This is a genomic window from Marinobacter sp. G5_S1_61_S3 (genome assembly GCF_054968585.1).
Window position 1 is genome coordinate 175,766 of the sequence record NZ_JBQKUK010000008.1, and the last position, 19,698, is coordinate 195,463.

Sequence of the window (19,698 nt, forward strand, 5' to 3'; positions counted from 1 at the left end):
CTTCCTGCCGTCCGCTACCGGTTAACCAATGTTGTTGGTGATGAACTGCAGCATCTGGTCGGTTGCGGAGACCACTTTTGAGTTCATTTCATAGGCGCGCTGGGTGGTGATCATATTCACCAACTCTTCCACCACTTCCACGTTGGAGGCCTCCACCATGCCCTGCTCCAGTGTGCCCAGGCCGCCGATACCAGGCTCGCCCTCGGCGGGATCACCACTGGCGTTGGTTGCTTTGAACAGGTTGTTACCGATTGCCTGCAGGCCCTGGGGGTTAATGAAATCAACCAGGGTAATTTCGCCCAGGTTGACCGGGGCCGCCTGGTCATCGGTAACCGCCGTTACTGTGCCGTCCTTGCCGATGGTGATATTGGTGGCGTTCTCCGGAACGTTGATGTTCGGCTCCAGGGTGTAACCGTCGGGGTTGACGATGTCGCCGTTGGAGTTCAGCTGGAATTGACCATCACGGGTATAGGCAATCTGCCCGTCCGGGAGCAGGATCTGCATGAATCCGCGGCCGTTCACCGCCATGTCCAGAGGCTGCTCGGTGACTTCCAGGTTGCCCTGGGAAAACTGCTTGGAGGTGCCGACGATGCGAACACCGGTACCCAGCTGGAGACCGGACGGCAGCTCCGAGTTCTGGGTATTCAGACCACCGGGTTGCCGGTCGATCTGGTACAGCAGATCCTGAAACACCGCGCGGTCGCGTTTGAAACCGGTGGTGTTCACGTTGGCCAGGTTGTTTGAGATCGTGGACATATTGGTGTCCTGCGCGCTCAACCCGGTTTTGCTGACCCAAAGTGCTGGATGCATGTCGTCTACTCCTTGCCGGGGGCGTCTTCAATGCGGCCGATTTTTGCCGCTTCTGCGCTCACCCGGGCGATGTTCATAGGATTTATCAAAGGTTTTGCAACAGTCGTGCCGACGCCTCGGCATTCTCGTTGGCGGTGGTCATTATCTTTACCTGCATCTCATACTGACGGGACAACTGCAGGTTGGAGATCATCTCCTCCACGGCGTTCACGTTAGAGCTTTCCAGAAACCCCGACGCGACGCGCATAGTGGCATCAGGCGGCTCTGGACCATCCAGCGCCTGGTCCGCTTTGCGACGGATAAAGCCATCTGCACCTTTTTCCAGCGCGTCCCGGGGTGGGTTCACCAGCTTCAATCGATCCACCTCAACCAACTGGTCCGGCGGACCGCCAACAGGAACCACGGAAATGGTTCCGTCCGCGCCAATCTGCACGTTATCGAACGGCGGCAGTGCCACCGGTCCGCCATTACCCATGACCATCTCTCCGCTAGAGAGACGCATCAGGCCATTGACGTCGATCTGCATGCTGCCGGAACGGGTGAATACTTCCTCGCCCTGCTGATTCTGCACGGCCAGCCAGCCATCACCTTCAACGGCGACATCCAGCTTGCGGCCAGTGTCCATCAATGCACCGGCGGACAGGTCTGTTCCAGGCCTCTCGGCCATGGCATAGGCACGGGTGGGATGATGCTCACCAAAAACCGGCATACTGCGGGCCTGGGCGAAATCCGCCTTGAAACCCGTGGTACTGACGTTTGCCAGGTTATTGGCGTGGGCGCGCTGGGACAGCATGTTCTGCTTGGCGCCGGACATTCCTATATAGAGGGCTTTGTCCATGGGAAAACTCCTGCCGGAATATTGACTGTTTCCAGTCTTTCCTATGTTCTAGCAGGAGTTGTGCCATGTTCACATTTCAGGATTAGCGGAGGTTGATCACCGTCTGGGTAACGGCGTCGGAGGTCTCGATCGTCTTGGCGTTGGCCTGGTAATTACGCTGGGCAATGATCAGGTTTACCAGTTCCGCCGACAGGTCCACGTTGGACTCCTCGATGGAGCTGGCTTTGATCGACCCCAGGGTCCCGGTATCAGGCGCACCGATAATCGGCTGGCCGGACTCGAAGGTTTCAACCCAGGTGGTTTCGCCCACCGGCGACAGACCGTTGGTATTGTTGAATGAAGCCAACGCTACCTGTCCCAAGGACTGGGATTGACCGTTGGTGTACCGGGCAAACAGAACACCCTGGTCCGACACATCCAGACCCGACAGCCTGCCGGTGGCATACCCGTTCTGACGCTGGTCGTTTACCCCAAAGTTACTCCCGTACTGGGTGGTATTGCCAAGGTCCAGCACGAAGGCCGAAGTGGTCGGGGGCTCTGGAATTGGCGTGGTGATATTATCACCCGGTCCTGGAGGGCCATCTGCGCCGTTCGGAGTGCCGTCGGCATCTTTCGGCGTCCAGTCACTGATCAGAATCTCGCCGTTGGGATCACCGTTCACGGACTGCAACTCGCCATCCTGATCAAAGCGAGCCTGGTACGGGTTCTGATCGGTTCCGGCCACGAACTCACCGTCGATCTGCAGGTATACGGACCATTCACTCACACCCACACCATTACCAGGGGCGGGTTGCTTCACATAGAACTGGGTCATCTCGTGAGAGTTGCCCAGGCTGTCGTAAACGGTGGTCGATGTTGCGTGATTGTAGGTACGCTGATCCAACGGATTGAACTGGTTGGTGATCTCAATGTTGCGCGCGTTCCATGAATCCGTGAGGTTCGTGGCACCACTGGTTGACGCAATATCGGTAATCTCACGATCGGCCTGTGGCCTCACCGTGCCAACGGTTGTCTCCGGCGCCTGGTTCGGGCCGTCGCTGGTAAAACCGGCGGTGACGTTGTTGCCGCGGTTGTCGATCAGCCTCAGGTTACCGCCTGTGAGTGACGCCGAGATTGTCGGCGCCTGGGCGTTGTTGATCGCACTGACCAGCGAAGCGGCATCGGTCACACCCGTCGTATCCACGGGCACAGTAACCCCGCCTACCGCAAGGTCAAAGCTGAAGTTGCCAGCCGCAATGGCGGCGTTCAAATCCGCTTCAGACATCCCCTCATAGGTAGTGGTTGCGGAGGCAGAAAGACCGTCCTGCCCATTGAGCACATCCACGACGTCAGCCGCTGAGAAATCAGTCGATCCCGCTGCGTTGATGGGTACGCTCACCACGCTGCCATCTGCGTAGGTGATTTCGAAGGTTTCAGACGGAAAACCGGTGGACCCGGCGGGAGCCGTGTAATCACCCATATCGGCAACTCGGCGCTCCAACACGGTTTCCCGGGAGTCCAGGTTCAGGTCCGAGCGCAGGTTGGTCGTACGGCGGGGTGCCAGGTTATCGGTTTCAATCTGCAGGTCACCACGAATACCGGAGAGGTTACCGTCATCATCGGCGACGAAACCCTGAACCCGCATGTTCTGGTTGTTGGTGACAAAGCCGTCCTTGTCGATACCGAACTGGCCGGCACGGGAATACCGCACTTCACCGCCGTTGTTCAGCACAAAGAAGCCGTCACCGTTGATGGCAAGGTCAAGGCCGTTATCGGTGAAACTGATATTGCCCTGCCCAAAATTCTGTTTCACATCCTGTACCCGTACACCGTCCCCGATCGGATTGGTGCCGGCACTCAGGAATCCACTGGCATACAAGTCGCCAAACTGCGCCTGGCTGCTCTTGAAGCCTACTGTGCTCGCATTGGCAATGTTGTTACCGGTGACATCCAGATCAACCGATGACGCCCTTAAGCCGCTAAGACCTGTATTGAAAGCCATACTTCACCTCTTACTGTTTCACCGGTTTCAATTAATTTGCTGAACATCTTGCAGAGCGATCGAGCCCATCCCCGCCAGGTTCAGGGTAATGCTGCCACCCTGCCCCAACGACACACTGTCGACATTGGCGCTGACCATGGTGCCCAATTGTTCAAGCCCGCCCGGGTATGAAGCCTCTGCCACCACCTTGTAGCGTCCGGGTGGCAAACTGTTGCCGTTGCCATCCTTGCCGTCCCAGCTGAACGCTGTCTGGCCAGGCTGCTGCTCACCCATATCAATCTGCCGAACCTGCTCACCGGACTCATTCTCAATGGTGATTCTCAGCCCGGATGTGGTTGCCGGAACGGAAACGTTGCCGGATATCTCACCGTCCGCGCCAAGCACGCCAATGGATGACGGTGCCAAGACCGTACGCCCGACCATTGCAGAGGCCTGCAGTGCCTGGGTGGAGCGGAACTGGCTGGCCATATCGTCGACACTGCCGGACAGGCTCTGCATTTCCTCCAGGGAGCTGAACTGCGCCAGCTGGGAGATGAACTCGCCGTTGTCCTGAGGTTCAAGAGGGTTCTGGTTTTTGAGCTGAGCGATCATCAATTCCATGAACTCGTTCTTGCCCAGCTCACTTCCGCTCTTGGCCTGATCCTGCTGCACTCGATACTGGCTCAGCACATCCGAAGCGTCTGTCGTGTTATTCACTACGCTCATGATTCAATCCTCGCTCGGTTACTGCTGACCCAGGGTCAGGATACGCTGCATCATGGATTTGGCGCTGTTCATAATGTCCACATTCATCTGGAAGCTGCGCGACGACGACATCATGTCCGCCATTTCTTCAACCACGTTGACGTTGGGGTAGAACACGTACCCATCCTCGTTCGCGGCGGGATGATCAGGCTCGTAGCGCATCTGCAACTCGGCGTCACTCTCGACGATGCCTTCAACCCGAACGCCTGCCCCCGGGCCATTGTCGCTGCCAAACGCCATGCTCTGCTGAGACGGATTCAGCATGGACTGCTGTATCGCCGCGAAAACAGGCTTGCGGGCGCGATAGGTCTGATCCGTACTGGAACTGGCCGTCTCGGCATTGGCGATGTTGGACGCAGTGGTGTTCAGCCGCAGCGACTGGGCTGTCATACCGGAACCGGCGATGTCGAAAATATTACCCAGAGACATGATGGTGCTCCTCAATTAATGGCTGCGCCCAGTTTTACTGGCCAGAGAGTGCCTTTTTGATGCCTGAAACCTTTCCGTCCAGGAACTGGAAACTGGCCTGGTAATCCATGGCATTACGCATGAAACGGGTTTGCTCCTGCTGGGCATCCACCGTATTGCCATCCACGGACGGCTGGTGCGGTACCCGATAGAGCAATTCGCTGTCCGCGCCCATGGGCGAGGTGTCCATATGGGACTCGTGGGTACGGGTCATGCCGAAACCACTCATGCTGTCCTGGGCCTTCTGCATCATCGCCTGAAAGTCCACATCCCGCGCCTTGTAGCCCGGGGTATCTGCGTTGGCGAGGTTGTTGGCCAACACCTCCGCACGCTTTACCCTGCCTTCCAGGGCGTGCTGATGAATGCCTAATGCTTTGTCCAGGGAAATTGCCATAGTGCCTCCGATTCCTGCACACGGCGTTGGTCGTTTTGCCGTTTGTGCGTTCTTGCAGAGGTAAAAGCAATCGCAATGCCAGTTTTCAGGAGATGTTGTGGTGTGCGGGCTGAGGCAGGTATCGGCTTATCCGAATCGTAAATTGAGGGCGGAAAGCGGCAAGGGATTTCCCCCGCGCCGGGGGCGGGGGCAACGGGGCGGCAACTAGTGGGGCCAGCGCCTGACAAACTCTTTGGGTTCAGGCCTGGGTATGCTGGGCTTGTTCGCACTGACACTGCCGGTATACAGAAATCCGGTTATGATCTCATTGTCCTGCAGCCCCAAGCCTCGCTTGATAGCTGGATCGTGCGCCATGGCACCGGTACGCCACATGCCTCCAAACCCGGCGGACTCCAGAGCCAACAACAAATACCCCATCCCCACCGCGGCCGACATGGACTGCTCGATCTCCGGTACCTTGGGATGGGACTGGTAAGACGCAATGCCAACGATCACCATAGGCGCCCGCAGTGCCTTCTTGCAGCGTTTTTGCCGCTCCTTTTCCGAGGCGCCGTCGCCACAGGTGGCGGCAAACAATTCACCCAGGGCGTTCAATGCCTCATCTCCCTCAATAATCAGGTACCGCCAGGGCCTCAGCAACGCATGGTCCGGCGCCCTCGCGGCGCAGGCAAAAGCATTTTCAAGCGTTGCCGGGTCCGGTGCTGGCGCCTCCAGGCGTGGCTCTGAAGATCGTTTTAACAGGGCTTCCATTACTGCTGTCATATCGCCTCGCTGTGGTTGATTTCAATACGTCAGTTCGGGCCAAACGACCGTATGAATTGTGGGACAGATGGTTTACTGTTAGTCTTTAGTCTAAGTACTTTCCACTATCAGACAGTACTATCTACCTTAAAAACGATAAGCGAGCCGGTAGACGCCCTATGAGCCAACAGCAAACATTCCGCAATTTCGCGGACTTCTATCCGTACTACCTTGAAGAACATAGCGATGTAAACTGCCGCAGGCTTCACTTCGTCGGCAGCCTGCTCGTCATCCTCGTTACACTCTACGCCATTGTAACGGCCAAGTTCCTCTATCTGTTGCTCCTGCCCGTCATCGGCTACGGGTTTGCCTGGGTTGGACACTATGGCTTCGAGAAAAACCGACCTGCCACCTTCAAACACCCACTGTACAGCCTGATGGGCGATTGGGTGATGTTCAGAGATATGCTCGTCGGGCGGATCCGTTTCTGAATGATGAGCGCACCGATTGACCTGCGTAACGCCAGTACCAGTGCCAGCAAGGCCGCCGTGCTTGACGCGCAGAACCATCCGATTGCCATCCCGCCCATGCCGGATTACAACGGCAGGATACTGGCGTATACGGCGACTGCCGGCATTATTGTGTCAGGCGTACTGCAAGACGTCTTCGGCCTGTGGATGCTGTGGCTGCTTTCAGGCGCACTGACCTGGCCACACATTGCCCATCAACTTACCCGACGAACGTTTCTCCGTAACTCATCCCGTATTCGCCAGAAAATGCTGTTAACGGATTGCGCCATCGGGGGTGGATTCGTCGGCTGCATTGGATTGATTGCGATACCCTCGGTCGCCGTGGCACTGATGCTGATGTTCAGTTGCCTGATTGTGGGCGGCATCCGCCAGTGGCTGCTAGGTACCATGATCATGGCCGCCTGCGGCGCCATCGGCGTTGCCATTGTGGGCCCCGCCGAGTCACTGCAATCGCCGATGATCACCAGCATTATCGCGATCAGTGCCACCGGCCTTTATATCTGTGTGACTGCGTTCTATTCCCACCAGCAGGCCCGCGCGCTGATGATGGCAAAAACCCAGATCCAGAATCAGCGGGAACAATCCATTGCCCTGTCCCACAAACTCTCCAAGTATCTGTCACCGCAGGTGTGGCAGTCCATCTTTACCGGTGAAAGGGACGTGCGGCTGGAAACACAACGCAAGAAACTGGCCGTCTTCTTCTCCGACATCAAGGGTTTTACAGAACTGTCCGAAGAGATGGAGCCGGAAGCACTGACGGAACTGCTGAACCACTACTTCAACGAAATGTCGGAAGTGGCCCTCAAATACGGCGGCACCATCGATAAGTTCGTTGGCGATTCCATCATGATTTTCTTCGGTGACCCCACCAGCCGGGGCCAGAAAGAAGACGCCTTCGCCTGCGTGTCCATGGCGGTGGAAATGCGTAAACACATGAAAATCATGCGGCAGAAATGGCGCAGCCAGGGTATCAAGACACCGCTGGAAATCCGCATGGGCATCAGCACAGGCTACACCACCGTTGGCAACTTCGGCGCCGAGAACCGCATGGACTACACCATCATCGGCAAGGAAGTGAACCTGGCCAGCCGCCTGGAATCCCTGGCTGAACCCGGTGAAATCCTGATCTCCTACGAAACCTTCTCGCTGATCAAGGACCGCATCATGTGCCGCGACAAGGGCGAGATCACGGTTAAAGGCTTCGGCCGCCCGGTCTCCATCTACGAAGTGGTGGATTTCCGCCGCGACATGGGCCCCAATCGCAGTTTCCTTGAGCACGAACGCAACGGCTTTGCCATGTACCTGGATTCGGAAAAAATCACCGAACGGGAACGGGAGTCCATCCTGTCTGCGCTCGAGGATGCCGCTGAGCGACTGCGTCAGGAAGAGGATTCCTGACCGTTCCCGCCTTTACACCTACTGCCTGATCAACCGTGGCCCTACCGCCTCTTCCGGGTCGGTACTGCGCCAGGGGTTGATATCCAGACCACCCCTTCGGGTATAACGGGCGCAAACCGACAGCTTCTGCGGCTGACAACGGGCCATCAGGTCGGTAAACATCGTTTCCACACAGTGCTCATGAAAGTCCTGCTTCTGGCGAAAACTCACGATGTATTGCAGCAGCCCTGCCCGGTCCATCGCCGGGCCGGTGTAATCGATCAGCACCGTTGCCCAGTCCGGTTGGCCGGTGACGGGGCAATTGCTTTTCAGCAGGTGCGAGCACAGTTTCTCCGACACCACATCACCCGTCGCCTGTAGGCTGTCCGGGTTGTAGTCGTAGCCCACGGATTCCACATCCTCGTCGTCGATCAGCACGCAGCCTTCCGGCCGACCGACCGCTCTCGCTCCCTGATCAACACTGTGCAGGTCTACATTGACCGCCGCACCGCTTGCGCTCGACAGGTCACGGGCAATCACATCCCGAACCTGATCGGCGGAGGAAAACACCGTCTGGTTCAGGGAATTCAGGTACAGCTTGAGAGACTTGGACTCAATAATCGACGGCGACGCCGAAGGCACCCGAATTTCCGCCCAGGCGACTGCGGGCACGCCCCCGGTGCGCAACCAGGAAATCTCCCAGGCCTGCCATAAGTCTTCCCCGAACCAGGGCCAGCGGCCATCCTCCAGGCCGATGCGGCGACGGTTTTCCTCCCGTGCCACGGGAAACAACAATTGCGGATCGTAGGCATCCGGGTAGTCGCTGGATTTGCCCAGCGGGGCATCATTAAGGGCCATGATCAATCCTGGGAAACGTTCATCAGTGACGTATGCCCTTACCGCGCGCCAACATGCGCAGGGAAATGGCAGACAGAATGGCAATAAACAGCAGAATCATACCAAGGGCGACGTAGGGATTAACATCCGACACGCCCAGAATACCGTAGCGGAAGGCATTCACCATGTAGAGTATCGGGTTGATCATCGACACCCCTTGCCAGAACCCCGGCAGCATGTCGATCGAGTAGAACACCCCGCCCAGGTAAGTCAGCGGTGTCAGAACAAAGGTCGGCACAATGGAAATATCATCAAACTTGGTCGCCAGCATGGCGTTGATGAAACCACCCAACGAAAACAGCGCCGATGTCAGGAACACCGTCAGGATCACCATCGGCAGATGATGGATCGACAACTGCGTAAAGCCCAGTGACAGCAGCGTTACGATCAACCCAATGCCCAACCCCCGGGACATACCACCTGTAACATAGCCGGCGAGGATCACCCAGTTGGGCACAGGTGACACCAGCAACTCCTCAATGCTGCGCTGGAACTTCATGGAGAAAAACGACGACACCACGTTGGCGTAGGAACTGGTGATCACCGACATCATGATCAGCCCTGGAACAATGAACGCCATATAATCGAAGCCGCCCATCACCCCGATACGCGAGCCAATGAGGTTGCCGAAAATAATAAAGTACAGCGTCATGGTGACCGCCGGTGGCAACAGGGTTTGTGGCCATATCCGCATGAAGCGACGGATTTCACGGGTGACGATGGTTTTATACGCGGTCAGCATCGCATCCGTTCTCATGCGGTTTCTCCCTGGGTGGCGTTACGGGGGTTGTTGTCCTCAACCATGCGGATAAACAGCTCTTCGAGTCGGTTGGCCTTGGTGCGCATGCTGACCACGCGAACGCCCTGCTCTTCCAGCTGGATGAACATGCCGTTCAGACTCTGGCCCTTTTCCACATCCACCACCAGGGCGCCCTCGTCATCCATGTGACTGAAGAAACCGTCGAGCACCGGTGCTTCCGTCAACGGCTCGGCGGTGTCCAGCACGAAGGTTTCAGAGCTCAACTGCTGCAACAACGCTCGCTTGCTGGTGTGACGCAGGATCTTGCCGTGGTCGATGATGGCAATATTGCGGCACAGGGCTTCCGCTTCCTCCAGGTAGTGGGTGGTCAGGATGATGGTGGTGCCCTGTCGGTTCATCTCTTCCAGGAACGTCCACATGGAGCGGCGCAACTCGATATCCACCCCGGCCGTGGGCTCATCCAGGATCAGCAGCTTGGGTTCGTGCACCAGCGCCCGGGCAATCATCAGCCGCCGCTTCATGCCCCCCGACAGCATCATGGCCGGCGTATTGCGCTTATCCCAGAGCCCAAGCTGGCGTAGGTACTTTTCTGCGGACTCCGATGCCTTCTTCAGAGGAATACCGTAATAGCCCGCCTGGGTGGTCACAATGTCGAACACCTTCTCAAACTGGTTAAAGTTGAACTCCTGAGGCACAACACCCAGGTTCAGTTTGGCGTCCGATAGATGGGTGTCGATGTCAGATCCGAATACGCGAACCTTGCCCGCGCTTTTATTCACCAGTGAGCAAACAATGCCAAGGGTGGTGGACTTCCCCGCCCCGTTGGGTCCTAGCAAGGCAAAAAAGTCACCTTCGGCGACATGCAGGTCAATCCCTTTCAGGGCCTGGAAGCCGTCGCCATAGGTCTTGACCAGACCTTCGATTTCAAGTGCGTTGGTCATAGTGAATCCAGAGCTGCAGGGGCCACCGACAATGCTGCTGCCGCGCCCAATAGTGGAATAGAAAAAACAAAAGCTATAACTGGAGGCCCGGAAAGTGAAATTCAAGTAGTTCGGCGCAATCCCGCTACGCCGACTAAAACCCCAAACTGCGACAGGTTTCCCGATATGGCACCAATGCCGTCCTTATAATGCCGGTTACAACAACTTACAAAAGGTCTTGCACCACCGACCGAACGCCAGGGAATGTACGCGCCACCATGAGATCCGTTCACTACACATCTGCATTACCGTCTCTGATTTGCCCGCTCGCATTAACGGTCCTACTGGCCGGGTGCTTCGGTGGCGACGGCAGCGGCGGAGATGACGGTTCACGCACGGGGCAGCTCATGCCGGCAGGTATCTCCGGGCTTACCTATTCCACAGCCAGCCGCAACGGCACCACCGACGCCAACGGACGCTTCAACTACTACCCCGGCGAACGGATCAGCCTTCGCGTCGGCAACCTGCAACTGGCGGATGGGATTCCCGCGCGGTCCATTGTCACCCCTTTGGAATTCTTCCCAAACCTGCGAACCGCGCTGGAGATACCAGGCACCACCGACGAAGGACTGCAGAACCACCGACTGACAGAACAGCAACTGATTCAGGATGAAGTTACCCTGATCAACATGACGCGGTTTCTACTGGCGCTCAACTGGAGCCTGAACCTCTCCAATGGCCAGGGCATCGACATACGGGAGCGGGTTATTACACAACTGAATGCCGCGCTACCCGACCTGGACACGCCGATCGACTTCAACGTTCCTGAAAGCGACTTCGCCGAAGGGGGTAACTCGCCGTCTCCCGCCAACCAGTTGTTGCAAAGCATCTGCTTCTACCCAGCCGACGATGAGCTTTGTGAAGACCCACCCACCGAAGAGGAAATCGCCAACGCGGACCCTCGCCCGGACGAAGAAGAGGACCGTGACGAAGACGTCGAGTATCGGGAGGACCTGCAAAGCAAGCGCGATCGCATCCTCAACGCCGTTCGCAGCCTGGAGGATGTGGATGTCGAGGACGCCGAGGGTTATCTCACGCGGGAACTGGACACCATCAGCACCCAACTCGCCAACCGTTATTACCTGGACGATTATGTGGCGGAATTCCCTGCTTCGGACACCGCCATCAAAACCGTGCGGGTACGCAAGATAGCCGATCAGCCGCAATTGGATACCATTGAAGCCATCAGCACCCGCGATCAGGATGTGGTGGTGCACTCTTTCGATTGGCAGTCAGCGTCTGTGGAGTATTTTGTTGCGGGTGAATCCGGAGGAGAATCCGAGCTGTTGGTGAACTTCCGCCCCGAAGGTACCTACCGATGGGTGAAGAAACAGCTCAGGGTACTTATTCAATAATTGCTCGATAACCCGAGCCGTATCAGGCGCCGACAATGCGTGACAGGTTCCAGCGGGACTCCGCACCAGTGACGTCGTAGTGCTCCGGGTTCAACCCTTCCGTGCCATGGGGCAGGCACTCGGCCACTGTCAGAGTGTCATGCGCGCCACGCCCTTCATTGTATTTTGCAAGGTCCACGATCCGGGCGGACTTCAACGGCCGGTGATAGCAGTCCGTCATCACCATAACCTTCGGCCACAACCGACGCTCCGGCGCATGGGAAACCACAATACCGCGCTGACCATCGTTAAGCTCAACCAGGCTGCCGGTGGGGTAAATGCCAATGGCCTGGATAAACTGCTCCACCAGGTCCTCCTGGAATTCAATGTTGCGCATTTCATACAACAGCGTCACCGCGCGGGCCGGCGTCATGGGCTCCGCCGAAGTCCGCGGGCCAATCAGTGTCTCGAAATATTCCGACAGCCCCGCCACCTTGGCCAGCAGTGGAATCCGGTCGCCCCGGACACCTTCCGGGAAACCGGATCCGTTATGCCGTTCACGGTGGCCCTGCACAACACTGAGAACCGCACGGGATAAACCGCTGTCCGCAAGCTTCGCAACACCGCGCTCCACGTAAGTGCGGTACACGGAGAAGTCCTCGGAATCCAGCTTGCCCTCATTGGCAAGAATGCGGGCTGGAAGGTCCAGCTTGCCAACCTGAGACAGCAGGCAGCCCAGCCCAAGGTGATTAAGAAGGCCTTCATTCAGGCCCAACTGACGGCCACAGACCAGTGCCCATACTGCCGTATTCAGGGAGTGCCGATACGTATAGTTGTCATGGTGACGGGTGCGGCTGAGCCACAGCATGGCATCGGGATTGCGAACAACGCTGGAAACCATTTTCTGGGTGACGACAGCCACCCCCCTAAGGTCCGGCGTTTCATGCTGACGAATGGCCTCGAAAACCTGATTCAGCGACGCTTCCGCATCGATCATCAGCTTCTTGGACACCTTCAGTTCTCTGCGCATGGTCGTTACGGAGTCGTACTTGACCGGCTCCTTGATATTGAGAGGCGGCAACTGTACCGAATCCCGCTCATGCCCTGAGCGTTTGCTCGGGCGCCTGAAGATGCGTTTTCCGGGTTTGCTCTGATCGATGGCCTCGCGAACCTCGGCCTCATCGATAATCACCCACTTGCAGTGAGTAACCAGCGAACGCACATCGTTCTGGGAGCGGATGTGAAAGCCCTGAATGGGGAAAGGCGTCTGATGCCACGGGCGATCGAGATCGGACACAAACATGCCAATCTCCAGATCGTGTACAGCAATTTTCTTTTGACGGACTCCCACGGGACACCTCTAACACGTGCACGAATCGATAATCACTATTGTGACGCCCGCTCAGAAAGAGTCCATTACATTTATGTAGTGTGAAGTAACCGGAACGCGACAGGGAGTAACCGAAACTATCATCAGGAAACAAAATGTAGCAACGTGACACCATTCACATTACTGACAGGTCGCTGCCCTTCTATTCGTCGTCACAAACCGAATCATCCAGTTCCGGCGGCCGGGCGTGAAGTGATCCACGGGGGGATTTGCGGCTATAGATAGTGTAAGGCACCGTTGAAGCCCGGATATAGTCGATGTTGTCGGCATCATCGCCACTACCCCGAACGGTCTTGGCCGGCTCACAGGACACCAGCAGATCCAGTGACGAACCAATATCGGTGACGCGTGCCGCCGGATCGTCCGCATTTATCGTCATGCAGCGCTTGCCAGCTACCGACGCGCCCGTGCGGGCAACACGGTCCAGCCCTTCGTTACCGCAGGCCCGGATACCCTCCCCGCAGGATTGGTCGGCGGCGTCTTCATGGCTGTCATCCACCAGACGCCATTCACGGGCGCTGCATTGGGTTTCGACGGTAATGGGTGTGGACCGGTTATCCGCCACCCACCAGCCGGGGTATTCGGCAGTCTGCCACGTCAATTTTACCTGGCGATCTTCGCCAGCCGAATTCTCAGCGGGAAACACCGCATAGTGGGTGTAATAGGATGCGCACCCACTCAGGACAAATGGCAGAACGGCGACGATAAGCCGTATAGGGAGGAAAAATCTGTTGAATATCATTCAGGTGAGCACCGTCTATTGATCCGCAAACTGTAGACCAAAACCATCGTTGGTCTTACGTACCACCACCATATCCAGCACGGGAGCAGGCACCGGAAGGCCCTGCACCTGAACCTGAACACTGTCACCGATCGACGGTGCGAAGGGTTCGGTGTCGACAACAATAAAAACGCCACCATCGGAAATGTCCCTGGTTGAGAACACGAATTCACCAAGTTCTTCATGGGTAACCCGAACCTTCGCACTCATTGCTGTGCGACCGTGCACTCTTCGATCATTCCCAACCATAGTCTGTATGCCCACCACTTTTTACATAGTTTTTATAGTCTTCCGAAGCATAACACCATTTCCGCGATAAGTTGGCAACGGTGTATTGACACTCAGCGCAACACAAATAAGAATAGTTGGCATTGTTAACTACCATTACGTCTCACTACACGTAAAAAGATCACCCCTTACCCAAAACCATAAAGGAATACCTACCATGAAAATGAAACTTGCGGCGACTGCCATCGCAGCAGCCTGCGCGCTGCCCCTGCAGGCCAGCGCTGACGGCGAGGTCAACATCTACTCCTACCGCCAGGCTTACCTGCTGGAACCGCTGCTGAATGCATTCCAGGAAGAAACCGGTATCGAAACCAACGTCGTCTTCGCCAAGAAAGGCCTGGCAGAGCGACTGGAGCGTGAAGGACGCAACAGCCCCGCGGACCTGGTGATGACGGTGGATATCTCCCGCATCAACGAGCTGGTTGAGCGCGACCTCGTTGAAGGCATTGAAAACGAAACCCTGCAGAGCAACGTCCCGCAGAACCTTCGTCATCCTGACGGCAAGTGGTTCGCCCTCACCACCCGCGGCCGGCTGATCTATGCCTCAAAGGAACGTGTTGAAGAAGGCGAAATCACGACCTACGAGCAACTGGCGGATGAAAAATGGGATGACCGCATCTGTACCCGCAGCGGCAAGCACCCTTACAACATTGCCCTGTTCTCCTCCATGATCGCCCACCATGGCGAAGAAGCCACTGAAGAGTGGCTGGAAGGCCTGAAAGACAACCTGGCACGCAAGCCCCAGGGCGGTGATCGTGACCAGATCAAGGCCATCCATGCCGGCGAGTGCGACATTGCCATCGGTAACAGCTATTACTACGGCAACATGCTGAACGACGAGAACCAGCGCGAGGCCGCCGAGTCCGTACGTCTGGTATTCCCCAACGCAGCTGGCCGTGGCACTCACATCAACATCAGCGGTATCGCCCTGACCAAAAGTGCGCCCAACCGTGACAACGCCATCCGCCTGATGGAGTTCCTGTCAGAGCCCAAGGCACAGCAGATTTACGCCGAGGCCAACACCGAATACCCGGCCAACCCCGACGTAAAGCCCTCCGGCATGGTGGCCGAATGGGGTGAGATTAACCCGGACGACCTGTCTCTCCAGGAAATCGCGGAGAACCGCAGCGCAGCGGTGAAGATGGTTGATCGCGTCGATTACGACAACTAAACCATCCTTGTATTGAAAAAGCCGGGACTCAGGTCCCGGCTTTTTTGTACAATCCGCACCCTATTCCCAATTCACCCAAAGGAAACCTATGTCCGAGGCCATTGAACAGACCGGGGCGAGATACCCCCTGCTGGCAAAACGGACCTCGAAACGCTGGCTGATCACCGCCGCAGTGACCACCTCCATCGTGGCGCTTCCGGTACTGTCGGTGCTTATCCTGGCGCTGTTTCCGGAAGAGAATATCTGGCCTCACCTGCTGGACACCACGCTTCCCCGCTATCTGGTTACCACACTCCAACTCATGGCCGGCGTGGCTTTCATCACGCTGGTTATCGGCCTCGCCAGCGCCTGGGCGGTCACCATGTGCGACTTTCCCGGTCGCAAGTTTTTTGAATGGGCCATGCTGCTACCCTTTGCGGTGCCTGCCTATGTCATTGCTTATGTCTATACCAGCCTTCTGGATTACGCCGGGCCGGTTCAGACCGCCATGCGGGACTGGTTTGGCTGGCACAACGCCGCCGACTACTGGTTCCCCGAAATCCGCAGCCTGGAAGGCGCCACCCTGATGATCGGCCTGGTGCTCTACCCTTATGTGTACCTGCTGGCACGGGCCGCGTTCCTGGAGCAATCCCCTTCCCTGTTTGCGGTCAGCCGTAGCCTGGGGCATTCCGCCATCAGCACCTTCTTCCGGGTGGTGCTGCCGATTGCCCGGCCTGCCGTAGCGGTTGGCCTGTCGCTGGTATTGATGGAAACCCTGAACGACTTCGGTACGGTGGATTTCTTTGCGGTACAAACCCTGACCGCCGGCCTGTTCGACACCTGGATGAACCTGGGGAATCTGGGAGGCGCCGCGCAGATTGCCACCACCATGTTGGCCTTCGTCGTTATCCTGGTGACCCTGGAGCGCTATTCCCGGCGCAAACAGCAACAATTCGCAGCGCGGGACAACCGCGAGCCAATCCGCCGCTTTACCCTCTCACGCCCGCGCCAGTGGGTTTGCGTGGCCGTCTGCGCCGTTCCGGTGATCTTCGGTTTCCTGCTGCCGGCCGCCACTCTTGGCCACTATGCCTGGGAGTACTTCGACGAAAGCTGGAACCCGGACTTCGTCCGCAACACGCTCAACAGCCTGTTTCTCTCGGGGACCGCCGCGCTGACCACGCTGATCATTGGCGTCACCCTCGCCTACAGCCGCCGCCTGCACGATACCCGGGGCATGCGCGTGATGATGCGGCTGTCCAGCCTGGGCTACGCCATGCCCGGGGCCGTGCTCGCAGTGGGTGTGATTGTGCCGCTGGCCGGTTTTGACAACTGGGTGGATGGCATCCTGAGGGACAACTTCGGGGTCAGCAGTGGGCTGCTGCTTAGTGGTACCGCATTTGCGCTGGTGTTCGCCTATACCGTTCGCTTCCTGGCGGTCTCCGCTGGCAGTGTGGAAAGTGCCCTGCAGAAAATTACACCCAGTATGGACATGGCCTCCCGGTCCCTGGGCCATACACCGGGCAACACACTGCTGAAGGTTCACCTGCCGATGTTGCGGGGCACCTTGATTACGGCGGCGTTGGTGGTGTTCGTGGACTGTATGAAGGAGCTGCCGGCGACGTTAATCCTGCGGCCCTTTAATTTTGAAACCCTGGCCACCTACGTGTACCAGTTTGCCTCGGACGAGAAGCTCGCCCACAGCGCCCTGCCGGCATTGATTATCGTGCTGGCCGGCATCATTCCGATCATCCTCATGAGCAAGTCCATTTCCGACACCCGGGCCATTAGCTGACGTTCGCCGCCTTCAAGCGGCAGCCGGGAAGTCCACTTAGATCACCGAACGGGAATGCGCGCCCTGAACCACAAAACGGCCCTGGAAAACCGCAACGGGTTCTCTGACGGGTTCCGTGGTGGGTTCGCCGCAGTACACTTCAGCAATCAGGGAAAGCCGGCCCTTGCCATGGCGGGCCAGGCTTTTTCGGAATCGGTCAGGGACTTCACCGCCGGGGAGGCGGCACAGGGCGAAGAAGTTCGTGTCTACCGGTTCAATGTGCTCAATTTCACCTACCTGGATCACCACCTTTCCGGCCAATCCCAGGTCGGTCAATACCAGCTCAACCAACCCCCAGGCGGAAATCACTGCAACCGAGTAGACACTCCCCCCGAAGCCAGTCCCCTGGTGGTTGTGGTTGGAGGCCAGCGGAGCACTGACCAACAACGCGTGGCCGTCATAGGAAACCAGCTCCACACCCAATGCTTCCGAGAGCGGAATCATGTCATAAATGCGTTTCTGAAACCGGGCTAACTGAGTCATATTCCCTCCTGAATATGTCTTCAGTTTATGCCCGTTTCAGTGCTTTCCCTATGCGACTTACGTCGGTTTTCTCTACTGCCAGATGACCGGCTCACGTTTTGCGTACCAGGAGTCCACATTTTCCTGATACGCATCCTCCACCACATTACGCTTCAGCTTCAGTGTCGGGGTCAGGAAGCTGTTCTCGATGGACCATTCATCGCTGACCACGGTAATGAACGCCAGTTGCTCGTGAGGGTCCACGGTCTTGTTCACGTCTGTAATCAACTGCTTGAAGCTGGCCTCGATGTCCTTGCGGAATGCTTCATCAGCCATCTTCGGACGAATCTCCTCGCCCAGCATCACCAACGCGTGGGGTTGCGTCTGGTTGGCCCCGGAAACACACACCATTTCGATGGCCTCATGAGACATCAGGCGGTTCTCAATCGGTGCGGGGGCGATGTACTTACCCTTGCTGGTCTTGAAGATTTCCTTGATGCGGCCGGTCAACTTCAGGCGTCCCATCTCGTCGATTTCGCCTTTGTCGCCGGTTTTCAGGAAACCGTCCTCTGAGAACGTTTCGCGGGTTTTCTCTTCGTCCTTGTAGTACCCCATCATGGTGGCCGGGCTTTTCACCAGCACTTCGCCCTCGTCGCTGATCTTCATTTCCACGCCGGGCAGTGCTTCACCCACGTAGCCGGTGCGGGAACGGCCAGGCTTGTTCATGTGGGAATAGGCAAAGTTCTCGGACATGCCGTAGCCTTCCAGCAGTTCCAGCCCCAGGTTGCGGTACCAGTCCAGCACATCGTTGGAAAGAGGTGCGGAGCCACTGCCAGCCAGTTTGACCTTGTTCAGGCCCAGCCCTTTGAGCACCTTCTTCTTGATCACCTTGTTCAGCAGCGGAACCTTCAGCAGCTTTTCCAGCTTCTCCTTGGGCAGCTTCTGCAGAACGCCGTGCTGGAATTTCACCCACAGGCGGGGCACTGACAGGAACAGCGTCGGCTGTGCCCGCTGCAGATCCTGGACAAAGGTATCCAGCGACTCGGCAAAGAACAGCTGGAAACCGGAGTACAGCGAGCCCAGCTCCACAAACGTGCGTTCGAAAACGTGCGCCAGCGGCAGGTAGGACAGCATGCGCTCTTCCGCGCCAACGCCCAGCACCTGGGTGCCACCGGCGGCCGCAAATGCCATATTACGGAAGCTCAGCATAACGCCCTTCGGCCGACCGGTGCTGCCAGAGGTGTACACAATGGTGGCCAGTTCATCCGCATCCCGCTGGGTGTTCTCTTCCAGTGGCGGGTACTTGCCCACAAGGTCGTCCCAGGTTTCAAAGTCGTTGGGCGGGCTCAGTGGGTAGGAAATACAACGCACGGACTCCGGCACGCCGGACTTCATCTGGTCCCAGTCGTCCAGCTTACCGACAAACAGAACGTCGCATTCGCTGTGGTTAAGGATGTAGTTCACCGTATCCGCATTCAGGGTCGGGTACAGCGGCACGGAAATGTGTCCGGCCATCCAGATGGCCCAGTCCGACATAATCCACTGCGCGCAGTTCTTGGATATGATCCCGACCCGGCTCTTTTCCGGCAGGTTCAGGGATTTCAGGTACGAGGCCATCCGGCGGGCTTCATCCACCGCACGCTTCCAGGTGTATTCGACAACCTTGCCGTCGCCAATGGGCTGAGTCATGTACAGGGAATCCGCCTTGGCGTGTTCCCAGTGATAAACCATATCCAGGGGGAGTTTGTCAGTAGTGTCCATGGACCTTCCTTGCGTTGTGTTATTTTTGAGTTATCGGTGTTTTTATTATGTAAGGGCTGCACTGCATTAGACTTTAGTAGCCTATTTCACCACAGCCGTCACCGTCAAAACGTGACGGAACTAAAACTATTCCACTTCACATGTACTTTTGGCCGGCATACTGCCGCGCAAATCCCTGTAA

General features: G+C 57.2%; 20 protein-coding genes. 5 read left to right on the plus strand and 15 right to left on the minus strand.

The window, feature by feature from the left end:
- Positions 1-21 precede the first annotated feature (21 nt).
- The 7 genes from flgG to ACTRWH_RS09945 form a co-directional block, all read right to left on the minus strand.
- Positions 22-810, minus strand: a complete 789-nt coding sequence (gene flgG / locus ACTRWH_RS09915) for a flagellar basal-body rod protein FlgG (protein ID WP_036208192.1) — start codon at positions 808-810, stop codon at positions 22-24.
- An 85-nt stretch (positions 811-895) separates the two neighbouring features.
- On the minus strand, positions 896-1,648 hold the full coding sequence (locus ACTRWH_RS09920) for a flagellar basal body rod protein FlgF (RefSeq protein WP_228210711.1): 753 nt from the start codon (positions 1,646-1,648) through the stop codon (positions 896-898).
- A gap of 82 nt (positions 1,649-1,730) precedes the next feature.
- Positions 1,731-3,629, minus strand: coding sequence for a flagellar hook protein FlgE (locus ACTRWH_RS09925; protein WP_085680871.1), 1,899 nt, complete (start codon positions 3,627-3,629; stop codon positions 1,731-1,733).
- A gap of 27 nt (positions 3,630-3,656) precedes the next feature.
- Positions 3,657-4,334 carry a flagellar hook assembly protein FlgD gene (locus tag ACTRWH_RS09930; protein ID WP_036208198.1) on the minus strand — a complete coding sequence of 226 codons (678 nt, stop codon included), beginning with the start codon at positions 4,332-4,334 and terminating at the stop codon, positions 3,657-3,659.
- 18 nt (positions 4,335-4,352) lie between these two features.
- The gene (gene flgC / locus ACTRWH_RS09935; RefSeq protein ID WP_036208201.1) at positions 4,353-4,802 is read right to left on the minus strand and encodes a flagellar basal body rod protein FlgC; all 450 of its coding nucleotides are present in this window, start codon (positions 4,800-4,802) and stop codon (positions 4,353-4,355) included.
- A 34-nt stretch (positions 4,803-4,836) separates the two neighbouring features.
- Complete coding sequence (gene flgB, locus ACTRWH_RS09940; RefSeq protein WP_036208203.1) at positions 4,837-5,235, minus strand: flagellar basal body rod protein FlgB; 399 nt, start codon at positions 5,233-5,235, stop codon at positions 4,837-4,839.
- Between the two features lie 204 nt (positions 5,236-5,439).
- Positions 5,440-5,997 carry a nitroreductase family protein gene (locus ACTRWH_RS09945; RefSeq protein ID WP_228210712.1) on the minus strand — a complete coding sequence of 186 codons (558 nt, stop codon included), beginning with the start codon at positions 5,995-5,997 and terminating at the stop codon, positions 5,440-5,442.
- A 158-nt stretch (positions 5,998-6,155) separates the two neighbouring features.
- Between ACTRWH_RS09945 and ACTRWH_RS09950 the strand changes: the two genes are divergently transcribed.
- A complete protein-coding gene (locus tag ACTRWH_RS09950) occupies positions 6,156-6,467 on the plus strand; it encodes an Mpo1-like protein (RefSeq protein WP_036208209.1) in 312 nt (103 codons plus the stop codon).
- The gene (locus ACTRWH_RS09955) at positions 6,468-7,904 is read left to right on the plus strand and encodes an adenylate/guanylate cyclase domain-containing protein (protein ID WP_228210713.1); all 1,437 of its coding nucleotides are present in this window, start codon (positions 6,468-6,470) and stop codon (positions 7,902-7,904) included.
- Between the two features lie 18 nt (positions 7,905-7,922).
- On the opposite strand, the gene queF is transcribed toward ACTRWH_RS09955, so the two are convergent.
- From queF to ACTRWH_RS09970, 3 genes are read right to left on the minus strand one after another with little or no spacing between them, the layout of a single operon-like run.
- The gene (gene queF, locus ACTRWH_RS09960; protein ID WP_228210714.1) at positions 7,923-8,741 is read right to left on the minus strand and encodes an NADPH-dependent 7-cyano-7-deazaguanine reductase QueF; all 819 of its coding nucleotides are present in this window, start codon (positions 8,739-8,741) and stop codon (positions 7,923-7,925) included.
- Positions 8,742-8,763: 22 nt separating this feature from the next.
- Positions 8,764-9,537, minus strand: a complete 774-nt coding sequence (locus ACTRWH_RS09965) for an ABC transporter permease (RefSeq protein ID WP_036208218.1) — start codon at positions 9,535-9,537, stop codon at positions 8,764-8,766.
- Positions 9,534-10,481: an ABC transporter ATP-binding protein gene (locus tag ACTRWH_RS09970; RefSeq protein ID WP_036208221.1), complete on the minus strand. Its 948-nt coding sequence runs from the start codon at positions 10,479-10,481 to the stop codon at positions 9,534-9,536. The genes ACTRWH_RS09965 and ACTRWH_RS09970 overlap by 4 nt, the downstream gene beginning before the upstream one ends.
- A 257-nt stretch (positions 10,482-10,738) precedes the next feature.
- Between ACTRWH_RS09970 and ACTRWH_RS09975 the strand changes: the two genes are divergently transcribed.
- The gene (locus tag ACTRWH_RS09975) at positions 10,739-11,875 is read left to right on the plus strand and encodes an organic solvent ABC transporter permease (protein ID WP_228210715.1); all 1,137 of its coding nucleotides are present in this window, start codon (positions 10,739-10,741) and stop codon (positions 11,873-11,875) included.
- A gap of 22 nt (positions 11,876-11,897) precedes the next feature.
- Here ACTRWH_RS09975 and ACTRWH_RS09980 read toward each other — a convergent pair whose 3' ends face one another.
- From ACTRWH_RS09980 to ACTRWH_RS09990, 3 genes are all read right to left on the minus strand, one after another.
- Positions 11,898-13,205 carry an HD-GYP domain-containing protein gene (locus tag ACTRWH_RS09980; protein ID WP_041333177.1) on the minus strand — a complete coding sequence of 436 codons (1,308 nt, stop codon included), beginning with the start codon at positions 13,203-13,205 and terminating at the stop codon, positions 11,898-11,900.
- A 181-nt stretch (positions 13,206-13,386) separates the two neighbouring features.
- Entirely contained in the window at positions 13,387-13,986 is a 600-nt protein-coding gene (locus ACTRWH_RS09985) for a hypothetical protein (RefSeq protein ID WP_228210716.1), read from the minus strand.
- Between the two features lie 15 nt (positions 13,987-14,001).
- Entirely contained in the window at positions 14,002-14,274 is a 273-nt protein-coding gene (locus ACTRWH_RS09990; RefSeq protein ID WP_036208246.1) for a PilZ domain-containing protein, read from the minus strand.
- Positions 14,275-14,470: 196 nt separating this feature from the next.
- Between ACTRWH_RS09990 and ACTRWH_RS09995 the strand changes: the two genes are divergently transcribed.
- Positions 14,471-15,484 (plus strand): Fe(3+) ABC transporter substrate-binding protein, encoded by a 1,014-nt coding sequence (locus tag ACTRWH_RS09995; RefSeq protein WP_085680885.1) that lies wholly within the window; start codon positions 14,471-14,473, stop codon positions 15,482-15,484.
- Positions 15,485-15,572: 88 nt separating this feature from the next.
- On the plus strand, positions 15,573-17,255 hold the full coding sequence (locus ACTRWH_RS10000) for an ABC transporter permease (protein WP_228210717.1): 1,683 nt from the start codon (positions 15,573-15,575) through the stop codon (positions 17,253-17,255).
- Positions 17,256-17,291: 36 nt separating this feature from the next.
- Here the strand turns inward: ACTRWH_RS10000 and ACTRWH_RS10005 are convergent, their stop codons facing one another.
- Positions 17,292-17,777: a YiiD C-terminal domain-containing protein gene (locus tag ACTRWH_RS10005; protein WP_127401093.1), complete on the minus strand. Its 486-nt coding sequence runs from the start codon at positions 17,775-17,777 to the stop codon at positions 17,292-17,294.
- Positions 17,778-17,849: 72 nt separating this feature from the next.
- Complete coding sequence (locus ACTRWH_RS10010) at positions 17,850-19,517, minus strand: AMP-binding protein (RefSeq protein ID WP_085680889.1); 1,668 nt, start codon at positions 19,515-19,517, stop codon at positions 17,850-17,852.
- Positions 19,518-19,698 lie beyond the last annotated feature (181 nt).